This is a genomic window from Trichococcus sp. (assembly GCF_055118575.1).
Genome location: NZ_JBSQPW010000035.1, coordinates 17687 through 31510 on the forward strand (window position 1 = coordinate 17687; position 13824 = coordinate 31510).

Here is a 13824-nt window from a genome sequence, read left to right on the forward strand (position 1 = left end):
TGATGTTATAATCTTGAAGAGTAATATTCATACATTAAACCTAACACGTAAACTATTAAATAGGAAGTAAAATGCATCTGTTTATATGAAACGGACAATATCCTTACGCTTTCAGGAAATTCCCCGGGTCCTACCGCTGCTGCCCACCGCTGCTTCCCACGGCCGCAAAAGCCAACCGTTTTATTTTGACGGAAGCGCCCCAAAGCATTAGAATAAAGGAAACAATAGGCTTCATGAAGGATGATTAATATGAGCATAAAAAACAAAAACCTGCTGAAAACTGCCGTTTTGGCGGGGGCAGCGGCTTATCTGCATCTCCAAAATACCTGGGTCCAGAAGACCGAATATACGATTCCGGTCAAGAACCTGGCACCGGAAAATGAAGGACTGAAGATCGTCCAGCTTTCCGATATCCATTTGCCGAAAGAAAAAATCGACCTGAACAAGCTGGTCGACATGACTAAGGATGCGGATCCGGATTTCATCTTTCTGACCGGGGACCAGATTCAAGGGGATGAAACTTTTGACCCAGCGGTGGCGGACAAGCTGTTCCGGAAGTTGGCGGCGATTGCACCGACTTATGCCATCACCGGGAACCATGACCGCCATTCACCAATGTTCAAAATTGCGGTGGATCTGTACAAAAAAGCAGGCATCCGCTTTCTGGAAGACGAAGCGATCAGCGTCCTGGCGAAGGGCAGAAAACCTGTCGTGATCATGGGTCTGAACGACAAAAGTGCAGCTATCCAAAAAATCACCAAGGACTTCCTGAAAAAGATCAGGCTCCGTAAAGATTGGCAAGGCCAAACGCGGCTCTTGCTGGCGCACCGTCCTGAGCATTTCCTGAAGTACCATACTGATCCGGAAAAGTCAGCTGACATCACGTTCGCCGGCCATGCGCACGGCGGCCAGATCCGCATCCCCAGACTGGGCGGACTCTACGCGCCTGGGCAAGGAAGGTTGCCGCAGCATACCGAAGGGGTCTACCTGTTGCCGACGGATCCGGACAAGAAACTGGTCGTCAGCCGCGGCATCGGTGGATCATCGTTTCCGTTCCGCGTCAACAACCGTCCTGAAATGGTCATTGTGACCTTGACGAACGGCTCGGTTTCAGAATCCTTGCAGACGCAACCGGGTTGATTGCCTGAAGCGGAGAGGGAAAAGTTTTCCCTCCGGTTTGTTATGTAAGCGCATCAATAATTTTTGTGTTTCTGATGGAATTGCGTTACACTTAAGGTAATAAGTAGAAGGAGCGTGGATTATCATGGTAAAGAGCGCAATGGATAGAATGCCTTTGACTGACGGTTTTACAATCCCGGGTATTGGATACGGCACATGGGGCGTGAGCAATGATGAAGCGGAAGAGTTAATTTTCATGGCCATCATGCGTGGATTCCGCCTGATTGATACAGGCAGCATGTACGGAAACGAAGTCGGCGTAGGCCGCGGTATCCATAAAGCCATCAACGCAGGAATTTCCAGAGATGATATTTTTGTCGTGACCAAGCTCGGTAAAGACGACATGGGATATGAGAAAGCATCAGACGCTATCCGTGCCAGCTACGACCGTCTCGGATTAAAATACATCGACTTGTTCCTGATCCACTTCCCAAGTCCTGACGAAGGCGTAACAGCAGCCACTTGGAAAGCGCTGGAGGAAGCCAAGGATTCCGGAATCGTCCGCAGTATCGGCGTCTCCAACTTCATGCGTGGAGATCTGAAGGAATTGTTGGGCAATTCCCGCATCAAACCGGTCGTCAACCAATTGGAAATCAACCCGTTCAATCTCATGGAGGAAGTGGACGATTTCGGTTACGACAACAACATCATGACGATGGCCTATAGCCCGCTGGCCAAGGGAAGAGCCCTGGAAGACGGAAAAGTCATGAAAATCGCCGAAAAATACGGCAAGACACCGGCGCAGATCGTATTGAAATGGGCCGTGCAGCGCGACCTTATTCCGATTCCGAAAACAAAAGATGCCGACCGCATGAAAGAAAATCTTGAACTGTTCGACTTCACCTTGACGGACGAGGAATTGGAAAGAATCACCCGCATCAAGAAAGACAGCAACTTCGTTAAGGGACACCAAGACCACAATCTCGGCAAGCGAATCGGGGTCGATACCCATAGCATCAAGTGATGCCAATCAAGTCAAGGCTGGGGGCTTACGGGTCCCTGGCTTTTTTGGCTGTGAGCATATTTTTGAAAGAAGGATGTGCGGAATGCAAAATATCCACAAGAAAAATGAATTGGTTTTTGCCCTTATCTGGATCGCTGTCTACGTAATCGGCATCAGTACCGCTGATGGCCTGTCCGAATCGTTCGGGATACTGAAGGTGGTCACGGTACCTGTGGCGCTGGTGTTGAGCTTCTTTTTGTCCGGATGGATCCGGAAGAACAATCTTCAACAATACTATGGGCTCCGGCCGGTCGCATCCGCCGATTACCGCAAGTATCTGTATTTTTTGCCGCTGCTGACCTTGTCGACAGTCAATCTGTGGAACGGTGTCGTTTTTGAACGCTCTTTTCTGGAAACTGTCCTGTTCATCGGCAGCATGCTGTTCATCGGCTTTCTTGAGGAAGTTATCTTCAGGGGCTTCCTTTTCAAAGCATTAAGCATGAGAAGTGTCCGCTCAGCGCTGCTCATATCCAGCGTCACCTTTGGGATGGGCCATATTGTGAACTTGCTGAACGGGGCGGATTTTCTCCCAACGCTGCTGCAGATCGGTTACGCGACGGCAATCGGCTTCCTTTTTACGGTGCTTTTCATGAAGACAAAAAGTCTGTGGCCGGGTATCCTTGCGCACGCGTTCATCAATGCGACAAGCCTATTCGCTGTGGAAGGGAATGGGTCCGTCCAGCTCATCAGCAGTCTCGTAATGGTGGGCCTGTCCGTTGGCTACGCGCTGTACCTTTTAGGCAGCATTTCTGAAAATTAGAGGCAACCTTCACTATGGAGCTGTTTTGGAAGTGATATAATGGCTGTAAATATGCAGAACAAGGAAGGAATAGAATGAATTTTCATTATGATGAAGAAGCGATCCGCTATCTGAAGGCCAAGGATCCGATATTGGCGGACATCATCAACCGGATTGGCCCGATCGAACGGCCGATCGATGCGGATTTGTTTTCTGCGCTCATCAACAACATCGTCGGCCAGCAGATTTCGATGAAAGCGCAGGAGACCGTCTGGAAAAGGATGATTGCCGCTTTCGGTGCGGTCACGCCGGAGAATCTTTGCCGGGTGAGCATCGAAGAAATCCAGCAGTGCGGCTTGTCGACCCGCAAAGCGACCTATATCCGAGAGGCGGCGGAAAAAGTCATTTCCGGCGAGTGTGATCTGGAAGCTCTGAAGGATATGAGCGACGAAGAGGTCATTGCCGAGTTGTCGCAACTGCGCGGCATCGGCAAATGGACAGCCGAGATGTTGCTGATTTTTTCGATGGGCCGTCAGGATGTGCTGAGCTGGGACGACCTCGCCATCCATCGCGGACTGCGGATGGTCTACCATCACCGCAAAATCACAAAGCCGCTGTTCCAGAAATACAAGCGGCGTTATGCGCCATACGGATCGGTCGCGAGCCTTTATCTGTGGGAAGTGTCCGTCGGCATCCTGCCGGGTCTGAAGGATTATGCACCTCTGACGGAAGCCGAAAAGAAAAAACGCCAAAAGCAGCGCCAACAACTGAAACGGGCGGAAAAGCAAAGGCTATAATGCAAGGAAACCAGCATCCTAACTACATCGGGATGCTTTTTTGCATTGATTGGGATAGCGGTTGGGATTAGCGCCTTAAAAAAGAGGGTATCATTAAGCAATCCGCCTCCGATTAGTGTAGAATGGGGATAGAATGTTTTAAAGACAACAATGAGTGAGGGGATAAAATCATGATCAGACTAGGCATCATCGGAACGAGCAGCATCGCGCATGAATTCGCCACAGCGGCAAAAGCATCCGGACAATTCGAAATTAAGGCGGTCTACAGCCGCAACCAGTTCACCGCCCAAAGCTTCGGGGAAAGCTACGGTGCAGATATTTTCGTCACGGACTTGGAGAAGTTCACAGCTTTGGAGGAAGTCGATGCCGTCTACATCGCATCGCCGAACAGCCTCCATTTCGAACAAGCCATGTCGGCCATCGCAAACGGCAAGCATCTCATTGTCGAAAAGCCGATTTTCTCGAACACAAAGGAATGGGAAGCTGCCTTCTCAGCGGCCAAAGCGAACGATGTCTTCCTGTTTGAAGCAGCCCGCCACCTGCATGAACCGAACTTTGCGCTTGTCCAGAACGAAATCGCCAAATTGGGCGAAATCGACGGTGCAAGCTTCACCTATGCAAAATATTCCTCCCGTTATGATCAGGTGTTGGCCGGCGAGGAACCGAACATCTTCTCGCTGAAATTTTCTGGCGGGGCGCTCTCCGATTTGGGCGTGTACTTATTGTACGCCGCCATCGCTTGGTTCGGAGTGCCCGAGGATGTCGATTATGCCGCCAAGAAAATCCAGACAGGCGTTGACGGAGCCGGCACGATGCTGCTGAAATATCCCTATTTCACAGTCAGCCTGCACACGTCGAAAATCTACAATTCTTTCGCCGATTCGGAAATTTACAGCGGCAAAAAAACATTGCTGTTGGATGGCGTCAATCTGATCCAATCGGTTGAACTGGTGGACGGCGAGACCAACGAGCGCTACCAACTGGCCGAAAAAGCCTCGGGACATTTCATGGATGACGAAGTCCGTGACTTCGCGCGCGTCTTGAATGATCCGGAAAATCCTGATAGTATAGAAGACTACGAACGTTGGACGCAGATCAGCCGGGACGTCAACCGGACAATGGCAGCTTTGCGCAAAAAAGCGGGCATCGTTTACCCGGCCGATGAAGTTGAGGCATAGTTCAGCCGGATACTCCCGCGCGAGGTGCGCACCGCAGCACAAGCACAGGCTGCATTACAAGAAATGAGGAAATGAATGATGATGATGGAAGAAATGGCGATGCCATTCGAAAAGTACTGGCACGAGATGAGCTTTCAGCTGCCGACGCCGATCCAGGAGAATGTCTTCAAGCCGTTGCTGGAAGGCAAGGATGTCGTCGGTCTGTCGCCGACCGGTACCGGCAAAACGTTGGCTTATGCCCTCCCGTTGCTGCAAAAAACGGAGGCCAATAAGGAACTGCAATTGTTGGTGCTTGTGCCTTCGCAAGAATTGGCGCACCAAGTAGGGCATGTCCTTTCCGAATGGGGCTCCCTGAAAGACCTGAACGCACAAGTGATCATAGGTGGCGCGAACGTGGGCCGTCAGATCGACAAGCTGAAGGAGAAGCCGGAGATCGTGGTCGGAACGCCGGGACGATTGCTCGAATTGGCCAACCAGAAAAAACTGAAGCTGCATAACATCAAGACGGTCATCCTGGATGAAGCGGATTACTTATTGCAGGAAGAACATCTGAATGCTTTGCGCGAGTTGATCAAAAAAATGCCGGGTTCCCGTCAGATGGGGTTCTTTTCGGCTACGAACAGTGAAAATCTGAAGGATATCCAGAAATGGTTCAACACCGAGCCAGTTTGGTTCGATACGACCAAAGAAGGCCAGTTCATGGACCAGACCATCCATGGTTTCATTGAGGCGCCTACGCGCAAGCGTGCGGAAATGCTGCGCCGTTTGGGCAATCTCGAAGGGATGCAGGCGCTCGTTTTCGTGAACGCTACCCAGGAACTTGATTATTTGGCGCAAAAATTGCAGTTCGAAGGCATCAATGTCCGCATGCTGCACAGTGATTACGGCAAGGCACAGCGCAAAAGCGCCATGGATGAATTCCGTAAAGGCAATGTGACGTTTTTGCTGACGACGGATGTTTCCGCCCGCGGGATCGACATCCAGGATTTGCCGTACGTCATCCATTACGACCTGCCGCTTTCGAAGGAGACCTACTTGCACCGCTCCGGACGTACGGGTCGGATGGGCAAAAAGGGGATTGTGCTGTCCTTGGTGAATGACCGCAACAGTCGCGATATCAAACGCTTCGCGCCGCATCCGGATGAAGTGAAGGAATTCTTCATCTATGGCGGGGAGCTCGTCGATCAATTGCCGAGCCGCGAAGACCGTGAAGCTATCCGTGATGTGCAGAAAGCGGCCGCAGCCAAAGCGATCAAAATCCAGAAAAAAGCTGCTTCGAAAGAGGAGCAGGCGTTGCCGGAAGCTGCCGCGTCCGCAAAAAAAACCAAAAAGAAAAAAATCCGAACAAAAACGCTGAAGAACAAAGGTGCGCGCCGCAAGCCAACTGAGAAAAAGCTATCTGAATAACGCAAGATCTTTCCGCACTCTGCCGGAAAGGCAGCCCAGATCCGCACATGCGGGGGCTGTCCGCGGCGGCGTGCGGATTTTTGCGTTCATCGGGATGTGGGCCGAAATCCCGGCCAATCCGGCAGTCGCCGGAGGACAAGCAAAGAATAAGGAACATTGCCAGCTCCGGCGGCACAGGCGTCGCCGGAGCTGGCCGCTTGCTGCGCATGCGCAGCTCCGGTAAAGCATCCCTTACCGGAGAAGCGGATCGGGATGCTGTCCTGAACGCCGGCAGAGCCGGTGTTCACCGGAGCTGGCATTGACTCCGCAGACTCCGTTCTTCATTTTTCCTTTCCTGGTCCGTTGCGGGGATCCCCGCACAACTGTATAATCAAAGATAGAGAACCAATATGTATACGGATAGGGAACAAAGTCCGCTATGCAGCACAAGAAAGGGGTGGATGCTATCTATGGTCACCATCAATGACATCGCCAAAATGGCCGGTGTGGCGAAGAGCACCGTTTCCCGTTATCTGAATGGCGGGGCGGTCAGCGAAAAAACAAAGGCGAAGCTGGATGCGATCGTCGCCGAAAACGACTACAAACCGAACAAATTTGCCCAAAGTCTGAAAGCAAAACGCACGCACATGATCGGGACGATCATTCCGCGTCTGAATTCCTTCGCGACGAACGAAGCCTTGCGGGGCTTGGAGAACAGTCTGCGCCTTTCCAAAAATCAACTGCTGATCACGAATGCGGATCAGAGCCGCGAGCGCGAAATCGAAGCCATCACCACCTTGGCGAAACAGCGCGTCGACGGCATCGTCTTCTTCGCGGCGGCCATCACACCGGCGCATGTGAAGGCGTTCGAAGAGGCAGCTGTTCCGGTCGTCATCGTCGGACAATCGCATCCTGATTTCCATTGCATCATCCACGATGACGAGAAGGCGGGGCGTTCTGTCGGGGACTATGCGGTTGCGAACGGGCACAGGAACATTTTGGTCTTCGGGGTCGACGAATCCGATAAGGCGGTCGGGGTGACCCGCCGCAGCGGCATCGAGCAGGCTTTCGAAGGCCACGATATCGACTACACCTTCGTCAAAACGAGTTTCGCCATGAAGGATGCCTACGAAAAGGCGCTGGAAATCCTCCCGCAATCACATGCGACTTTCGTGATCGGCGCGACCGACAACATCGCGATTGGGATCATGCGTGCGGCTCACGAACTGCAGATCGAAATCCCCGATCAGCTTTCCTTGGCCGGCTTCGGGGGATACGAAATCACTGAGGCGGTTTATCCGCGCATCACGACAGTGCATTATCCATTTACGGAATCCGGCGAATTGGCTGCCAAAATCCTGATGGAACTGATTTTGGAAAAAGAAGTTGATCGGATCCAAATATTGGATAACGAGCTGTTGATCAGGGAATCGACAGGCGGAAAAGTTTAGTACTTACGGGGAGCCGGTATCATTCCATATGCCGATCTCGTCAGGTCCGAATAATAAAAGCATGCACGGATAGGTCCATTGAGTGATGAGCCTATCCGTGCATGTTTTATGGTGCAGCTATCTTTACCTGTAGGTTAATGAAAGGTTTTTTGAACAAAAAGAAGGTAAGTGTCTATAATCGTTTGAAGTGCTTTAGCTAAAGGATAATCAAAGCCTATAAGTAAGTTTATTCCCTTTATTTTAGTTAACTCAATAGTTAACTAAAATAAAAATAAAATAAAAAGATAAACGTAAAAACTATTGACAACGTTTACAGTAACGTATATTATTGCCTTATAAGTTGATTTAATAAATAGAGGTTAATGAATCGGTTAACTATATAAGGGAGGAGAAATGCACGCATAGCCATATACACAGGAAGGTTTTCAAGGGGGAATACCGCAAGCGAGTACAGACATAGTTATCATCCCAATTTTTGTGAACGCTATTTTACATACCGGCTAAAAATAATTCATTGGAGGAAGAAAATAATGATAAACAGAAAGAGATTCTTCACAACGACTTTATCGATTGCGAGCGTGCTTACTTTGGCGGCATGCGGCGGGAGCGGCGATGCTGCATCCGATTCAGGTGCTGCAGGCGGAGATGATTCCAAAACATTGACATTCATGTTCCGTGGCGGTGAGGATGAGCAGAAAGCTTATGAAGCTGCAATCGAAGCTTACGAAACAGACCATCCCGGCGTTGATGTTGAGATAATCGCCACTGATCCTGACCAATACGACACCAAATTGCAAGCTTCCATCGCCGGCAACGATATCCCGGATGTCTTCTACGTCGCACAAGGGGATGTCATGGCTTACGTCGACAACGGCATTCTGATGGATATCACGGAAGAAGTCGAAAATTCCGATTTTGACATCAATAATGTCTGGGAATACGGTGTGGACAGCTACCGTTACGATGGGAAAAATGTAGGGGAAGGCAACATCTATGGCTTACCGAAAGACGTGGGTCCATTTGCGCTTGGCTACAATAAAACCATGTTCGAAGAAATGGGTATTCCGTTACCGGATACCGATGTTCCTTATACTTGGGATCAGTTCGTGGAAGTCGGGAAGCAGCTTACGACCGATACGGATGGCGATGGCGAAGTCGATCAATGGGCAAACGGGTTCAACGTGGCTTGGTCGCTGCAAGCTTTCGTCTGGAGCAATGGGGCCGACTTCCTGAATGAGGACAAAACGAAAGTCACAGTGGATACACCAGAATTCGCAGAAGCTTTGCAATACTTTGCAGATCTGCAGAACGTGCACGAACTGACGCCGTCCATCGCACAAGCGCAAACCTTGGATACCTACCAAAGATGGATGAATGGGGAAATCGGCTTCTTCCCGGTTGGACCATGGGATATGAGCACCTACGCAGGCTTGGATTTCGAATATGACTTGATCCCTTGGCCAGCAGGATCCACAGGTGTGCCGGCTTCCTTCGTCGGTTCATTGGGCATCGCGGTGGCAGACTCCACGGAACATAAAGAAGAAGCGATCGAACTTGCCATGTACCTGTCCACTTCTGAAGAAGGACAACAGCAATTGGTGGATGCGCAAATCCAAATCCCTAACTTGATCGATATGGCAGAGGAATGGGCAGCCGATACAGAATCCGTGCCGAGCAACAAACAAGAATTTTTGGATGTTGTCAGCGAATACGGCCGTTCCATGCCGGCAGCAAGCACGTATACCGCAGAATGGTATGACGAATTCTTCATCAATATCCAGCCGGTGTTGGATGGGGATCAGACAGCCGCGGAGTATCTGAAAGCGGTTCAACCAAGAATGCAGGAACTGCTTGATGCTTCCATCATGCAACACGAACAGGCAGCAAAATAACAAAATCTGAAAATAAGGCATCTTACATAAAATGTCGGATGCCTTATTTTATTAGGAGGCAGAATTAAATGGAAGTGACCGAAAAGAAGGCGAAAACGATCGCCTTGAAGAAAAGCAAGAAGAGCAACCTGTACAAGAGTGAACATCGTGCGGCGTTCCTGTTCATCCTCATCCCCGTCATCGGCTTCATCCTCTTCTCGATGATACCCTTTCTGATCAGCTTGTATGCCTCGTTTACGGACTGGAACGGCATCGGTCAGATGAATTTTATCGGGCTTAAAAATTATCAGAACCTGTTTGAGGATAAATATTTTTGGCAGACCCTCTACAATACCTTCTACATGATGATCGGGATCCCGATCGGACTGCTGATTTCGTTCCTCTTGGCTTCAGCTTTGAGCCGCAAAATCGTCGGAAAAACAATTTTCCGGGTCATTTACTACATCCCGGTCGTGTCTTCCTTGGCCGCCATCTCGATCCTTTGGCAATGGGCGTATAACGGAGACTTCGGTTTGGTGAATCAAGTGCTGGATCTCGTCGGCATCGAAGGACCGAACTGGCTGCAGAATGTGAACACGGTCAAACCGGCCATCATCATCATGGCGGTCTGGAAGGGCGTAGGCTATTCGATGCTTTTGTACTTGGCGGCGATCCAAAGTGTACCGCGGACGTTTTATGAGGCTGCGGAATTGGATGGCGCGAGCGCATTCCAACGTTTCCGCTACATCACTTGGCCGATGGTAAAACCGATAACCTTCTTCCTGATCGTCACCAACATCATCGGTGGCTCTCAATTGTTTACGGAGGTCAATATCATGACCCCTACCGGCGGACCGCAATACGCTTCAGCGACGGTCGTTTGGTATTTATGGAGACAGGCTTTCAGCAACTGGAAAATGGGATACGCTTCGGCAATTTCGGTTGTGCTGGGCATCATCATCTTCATCATAACAGCGTTGCAGTTCTATATGAACAGACGCTCAAGTTATAAATTGGACTAGAAAGGGTGGCTTAAATGAAACGAGAATCAAAAATCGGGAACACGATCATCTTCATCATTCTGTTGATCGGAGCGGTCATCATGGTAGCACCTTTGCTGTGGATGATTTCGACTTCCCTGAAGGACAAGAGCGGCGTTTTTTCATTGCCGCCGCAATGGATCCCGGATCCCTTCATTACCGATGCGTACACTAGATTATTCGAACTGGATCAGCTGTGGTCCGGTGTCAAAAACTCGATCATCGTTTCCTTCTCGGTGACCATCGTAGGAACAATCACTTCGAGTATGGCGGCTTTTTCTTTCGCCAAATTAAGATTGCCTTTCAAAAATATGGTTTTTCTTTTGCTGCTGATTGGCATCATGATCCCATATCCAAGCATCATGATCCCGCAGTTTGTCATCTTTTCCAAAATCGGCTGGGTCAATACATTGCTGCCGTTGATCGTTCCGGGCATGTTCGGGAACATCACGATGATTTTCTTCCTGCGCCAATACCTGTCGAATGTGCCGGATTCTATCGTGGAAGCGGCCAAAATCGATGGCGCCAACTATTTCCAAATTTTTTCCAAATTGATTGTGCCTGCGATTAAGCCGGCCATCGCCGCTCAGTTCATCCTATGGTTCATGGGAGCCTGGAATGACTATTTGGCGCCATTACTGTACCTGAACAGCCCGGAAAAGCAAACGCTGCAGGTGGTCATCGCGAACTTGAATGCCAGCTATGCAATCCAGACGGATTATCCGCTGATCATGGCAGCTTCGGTCATTTCACTAATACCGGTGCTTACCATCTTCATCATTTTCCAGAAGCAGATCATCGAGTCCGTTGCGCTTTCAGCGGTGAAGGGATAACGCTATGGAAGAACTGGAAGCAATCCGCTCTTATGGTTGGAATACACTGGGAGGCCATGATCCGACCATGATCAAAGACCGCAAAAGCGGTGATTATTATCTGTTCTCCACCGATTCCGTGGTGGATGGTGTGTATACATCCGGTATCCAGATCAGGAAGTCAGCCGACAAAATCCATTGGGAGTATCTCGGGACAGCTTTTGATGGCGTTCCGGAAGAGGCATTCGCCTGGACAAAAGCGGAAGGGCTGTGGGCGCCGGAAATCATCCATCATGGAGGGCAATACCGGATGTATTATTCGGCTTCGAGCTTCGGGAGTACGACTTCCTGTATCGGTCTCGCCGTAGCGGCAGAACCGGAAGGGCCTTGGGAACACCAAGGCATAGTCGTCAGGACGAACAGCGAAATCGCGACGCATAATGCAATCGATGCGAATGTGGTTTGCGATAAAACAGGGAACATGTGGCTTTGCTATGGCTCATTCTTTGGCGGCATCTACTTGCTCCAACTCGATCCGGAGTCAGGCTTGCCCTTGGTGGCAGGTGATTTCGGAAGCTGCATCGCCAAGCGCGACCGTTCGATTCTGGACGGCGCCATTGAAGGTGCATTCATTTTTCACCATGAAGAGTCGGACTATTATTATTTGTTCACTTCCTATGATTCCCTGTTCGACACTTACAACGTCAGGGTCGCACGTTCGAAATCGATCCAGGGTCCCTATTTGGATTATGCAGGCAACGGCATGCTGCAGAGCGAGCTTCATGATGAGGTTGGGACAAAAGTGTTGGGGAGCTATCAGTTTGAGGAAGACATTGCTTGGATGGCACCCGGACACAATTCAATTTTTCAGGAACCCGGTGGCAGTGATGTGTACATGATCCATCATGTGCGTATCGCGACGGATCTGGACAAACCACTGGCTTTCATCAGAAGACTCCATTGGCTGAAAAATGGCTGGCCGGTCGTTTCACCGGAATATGTTTCCGAAACGGAACAGGACACCGAAGCAGAAACTCCTCAGATGGATGTTCTGCCTGGGGAATGGCATCTGGTGCGTTTTGCCCAGGATAACAGCGGACTGGTCAAGGCCGAATACGAAACACTTCTGGAGCAACAACTGACGGAAATCGAAAACCATGGAGACGGGAATTTTTACGATAACCTGACCGGCAGCCATTTCCGCATTTGGAAAGGCTGCAACTGGAGATTATCCGCGCCGGAATGGCAAATAGCCGGGATGGATGCGGAAGGAAACGCATTTTTTGGAAAGAAGGTGTAAGGATGGATTGGTCAAGCAAAACAATGGGCGTATTGGAGCGAATCATGTTTTTGTCCGTGCTCAATGTCCTATGGCTGATGGGTGTTGCAGCCGGACTTGGCATCTTCGGGCTGTTCCCGGCGACGTTTGCGCTCTTCAAACTGTTCGGCCAGCAAGAATTGTTTGAAACCCAGAGCCCGATCAAACCGATCTTCAAAGCATTCTGGCTGCACTATCGGGCCTGCTTTTTGAAAGCCAACGGTATCGGATTGGTGTATGCCGCTGTCTTGTTCAGTATCGGGATCGATAAGAACATCGTCCAATTGTACGAACCGTGGGGCTCCGTTTTGTTGGTGCCACTGAACTTGCTTTCGATCTATGTGCTGTTGACGCTCGCATTTTTGATTCCGATCGATATCCATACGGAAGGGTCAACGAGAGAAAAAATGAAGCTTGCTCTGCTTGCTCCTGTACTCATGCCCAAAGCGAGTGCGTTGATAGTGTTGGTGGGCATAGGCAGTGTGATTCTGGCGGATGTATTTGCGGCGGGAATCTTCTTGTTCTACGTTTCCCTGGCGATTTTGTTGCTGAACAAGATCAGCCTGAAATCGATGTACCAAAAGAGTGTCATCGTCGAACGTGCGTTGGCATAAGGATGAGAAAATCTACGAAAGAGGCTTAATTATGGAAAAAGTGCAGACAACCTACAAAAACCCGATCGTGATCGAAAGAGCGGATCCCTGGGTCTACAAACATACTGACGGGTACTATTATTTCACAGGCTCGGTGCCGGGCTATCAGGAAATCGAAGTGCGCCGGGCGAAAAGCCTGGACGGACTGGAAGACGGGGAGCGCGCCAGCGTCTGGCAGGCGCACGCAACGGGCCCGATGAGCAGCCTGATCTGGGCGCCGGAAATCCATTTCATCCAAGGACGCTGGTATATCTATTTCGCCGCTGCCGGAACGGATAAGGTCGCCAAAGGTACTTTTCAGCACCGCATGTTCGTGCTGGAATGCGATAGCGAAAATCCCTTGACCGGTGAGTGGATCGAAAAGGGCCAGGTCAAAACGGCCTTCGAAAGCTTCAGT

At 50.2% G+C, this 13824-nt stretch carries 14 protein-coding genes; all 14 read left to right on the forward strand.

The genetic code is table 11. The features are described 5' to 3' along the window. Positions 1-249: 249 nt before the first annotated feature. Complete coding sequence (locus ACTCCX_RS10210; RefSeq protein ID WP_463275893.1) at positions 250-1140, forward strand: metallophosphoesterase; 891 nt, start codon at positions 250-252, stop codon at positions 1138-1140. Between the two features lie 124 nt (positions 1141-1264). Next, positions 1265-2143, forward strand: coding sequence for an aldo/keto reductase (locus tag ACTCCX_RS10215; protein ID WP_463275894.1), 879 nt, complete (start codon positions 1265-1267; stop codon positions 2141-2143). An 82-nt stretch (positions 2144-2225) separates the two neighbouring features. Then, positions 2226-2942 (forward strand): lysostaphin resistance A-like protein, encoded by a 717-nt coding sequence (locus ACTCCX_RS10220; protein ID WP_463275895.1) that lies wholly within the window; start codon positions 2226-2228, stop codon positions 2940-2942. A gap of 74 nt (positions 2943-3016) precedes the next feature. After that, positions 3017-3718, forward strand: a complete 702-nt coding sequence (locus ACTCCX_RS10225) for a DNA-3-methyladenine glycosylase family protein (protein WP_463275896.1) — start codon at positions 3017-3019, stop codon at positions 3716-3718. 170 nt (positions 3719-3888) lie between these two features. Beyond that, a complete protein-coding gene (locus ACTCCX_RS10230; protein WP_463275897.1) occupies positions 3889-4896 on the forward strand; it encodes a Gfo/Idh/MocA family protein in 1008 nt (335 codons plus the stop codon). A gap of 75 nt (positions 4897-4971) precedes the next feature. Then, positions 4972-6303 (forward strand): DEAD/DEAH box helicase, encoded by a 1332-nt coding sequence (locus tag ACTCCX_RS10235; RefSeq protein WP_463275898.1) that lies wholly within the window; start codon positions 4972-4974, stop codon positions 6301-6303. An 80-nt stretch (positions 6304-6383) separates the two neighbouring features. Next, the gene (locus tag ACTCCX_RS10240; RefSeq protein WP_463275899.1) at positions 6384-6605 is read left to right on the forward strand and encodes a hypothetical protein; all 222 of its coding nucleotides are present in this window, start codon (positions 6384-6386) and stop codon (positions 6603-6605) included. A 147-nt stretch (positions 6606-6752) separates the two neighbouring features. Continuing rightward, entirely contained in the window at positions 6753-7733 is a 981-nt protein-coding gene (locus tag ACTCCX_RS10245) for a LacI family DNA-binding transcriptional regulator (RefSeq protein WP_463275900.1), read from the forward strand. Positions 7734-8263: 530 nt separating this feature from the next. Continuing rightward, the gene (locus ACTCCX_RS10250) at positions 8264-9625 is read left to right on the forward strand and encodes an ABC transporter substrate-binding protein (protein WP_463275901.1); all 1362 of its coding nucleotides are present in this window, start codon (positions 8264-8266) and stop codon (positions 9623-9625) included. A gap of 68 nt (positions 9626-9693) precedes the next feature. Beyond that, positions 9694-10626 (forward strand): carbohydrate ABC transporter permease, encoded by a 933-nt coding sequence (locus tag ACTCCX_RS10255; protein WP_463275902.1) that lies wholly within the window; start codon positions 9694-9696, stop codon positions 10624-10626. A gap of 14 nt (positions 10627-10640) precedes the next feature. Beyond that, positions 10641-11477, forward strand: a complete 837-nt coding sequence (locus tag ACTCCX_RS10260; RefSeq protein ID WP_463275903.1) for a carbohydrate ABC transporter permease — start codon at positions 10641-10643, stop codon at positions 11475-11477. Between the two features lie 4 nt (positions 11478-11481). Beyond that, positions 11482-12756, forward strand: coding sequence for an arabinan endo-1,5-alpha-L-arabinosidase (locus ACTCCX_RS10265; protein ID WP_463275904.1), 1275 nt, complete (start codon positions 11482-11484; stop codon positions 12754-12756). Positions 12757-12758: 2 nt separating this feature from the next. Next, positions 12759-13388, forward strand: a complete 630-nt coding sequence (locus ACTCCX_RS10270) for a YesL family protein (RefSeq protein ID WP_463275905.1) — start codon at positions 12759-12761, stop codon at positions 13386-13388. A 31-nt stretch (positions 13389-13419) separates the two neighbouring features. Beyond that, on the forward strand, positions 13420-13824 hold a 405-nt coding region (locus ACTCCX_RS10275), incomplete at its 3' end, for a family 43 glycosylhydrolase (RefSeq protein ID WP_463275906.1).

What these genes read in the sequence shown, in the direction of transcription:
- ACTCCX_RS10220 (WP_463275895.1), top strand. Translation starts at nt 2,226, where the DNA reads ATGCAAAATATCCACAAGAAAAATGAATTGGTTTTTGCCCTTATCTGG.
- ACTCCX_RS10245 (WP_463275900.1), top strand. Translation starts at nt 6,753, where the DNA reads ATGGTCACCATCAATGACATCGCCAAAATGGCCGGTGTGGCGAAGAGC.
- ACTCCX_RS10235 (WP_463275898.1), top strand. Translation starts at nt 4,972, where the DNA reads ATGATGATGATGGAAGAAATGGCGATGCCATTCGAAAAGTACTGGCAC.
- ACTCCX_RS10215 (WP_463275894.1), top strand. Translation starts at nt 1,265, where the DNA reads ATGGTAAAGAGCGCAATGGATAGAATGCCTTTGACTGACGGTTTTACA.
- ACTCCX_RS10260 (WP_463275903.1), top strand. Translation starts at nt 10,641, where the DNA reads ATGAAACGAGAATCAAAAATCGGGAACACGATCATCTTCATCATTCTG.
- ACTCCX_RS10265 (WP_463275904.1), top strand. Translation starts at nt 11,482, where the DNA reads ATGGAAGAACTGGAAGCAATCCGCTCTTATGGTTGGAATACACTGGGA.
- ACTCCX_RS10270 (WP_463275905.1), top strand. Translation starts at nt 12,759, where the DNA reads ATGGATTGGTCAAGCAAAACAATGGGCGTATTGGAGCGAATCATGTTT.
- ACTCCX_RS10210 (WP_463275893.1), top strand. Translation starts at nt 250, where the DNA reads ATGAGCATAAAAAACAAAAACCTGCTGAAAACTGCCGTTTTGGCGGGG.
- ACTCCX_RS10230 (WP_463275897.1), top strand. Translation starts at nt 3,889, where the DNA reads ATGATCAGACTAGGCATCATCGGAACGAGCAGCATCGCGCATGAATTC.
- ACTCCX_RS10250 (WP_463275901.1), top strand. Translation starts at nt 8,264, where the DNA reads ATGATAAACAGAAAGAGATTCTTCACAACGACTTTATCGATTGCGAGC.
- ACTCCX_RS10225 (WP_463275896.1), top strand. Translation starts at nt 3,017, where the DNA reads ATGAATTTTCATTATGATGAAGAAGCGATCCGCTATCTGAAGGCCAAG.
- ACTCCX_RS10255 (WP_463275902.1), top strand. Translation starts at nt 9,694, where the DNA reads ATGGAAGTGACCGAAAAGAAGGCGAAAACGATCGCCTTGAAGAAAAGC.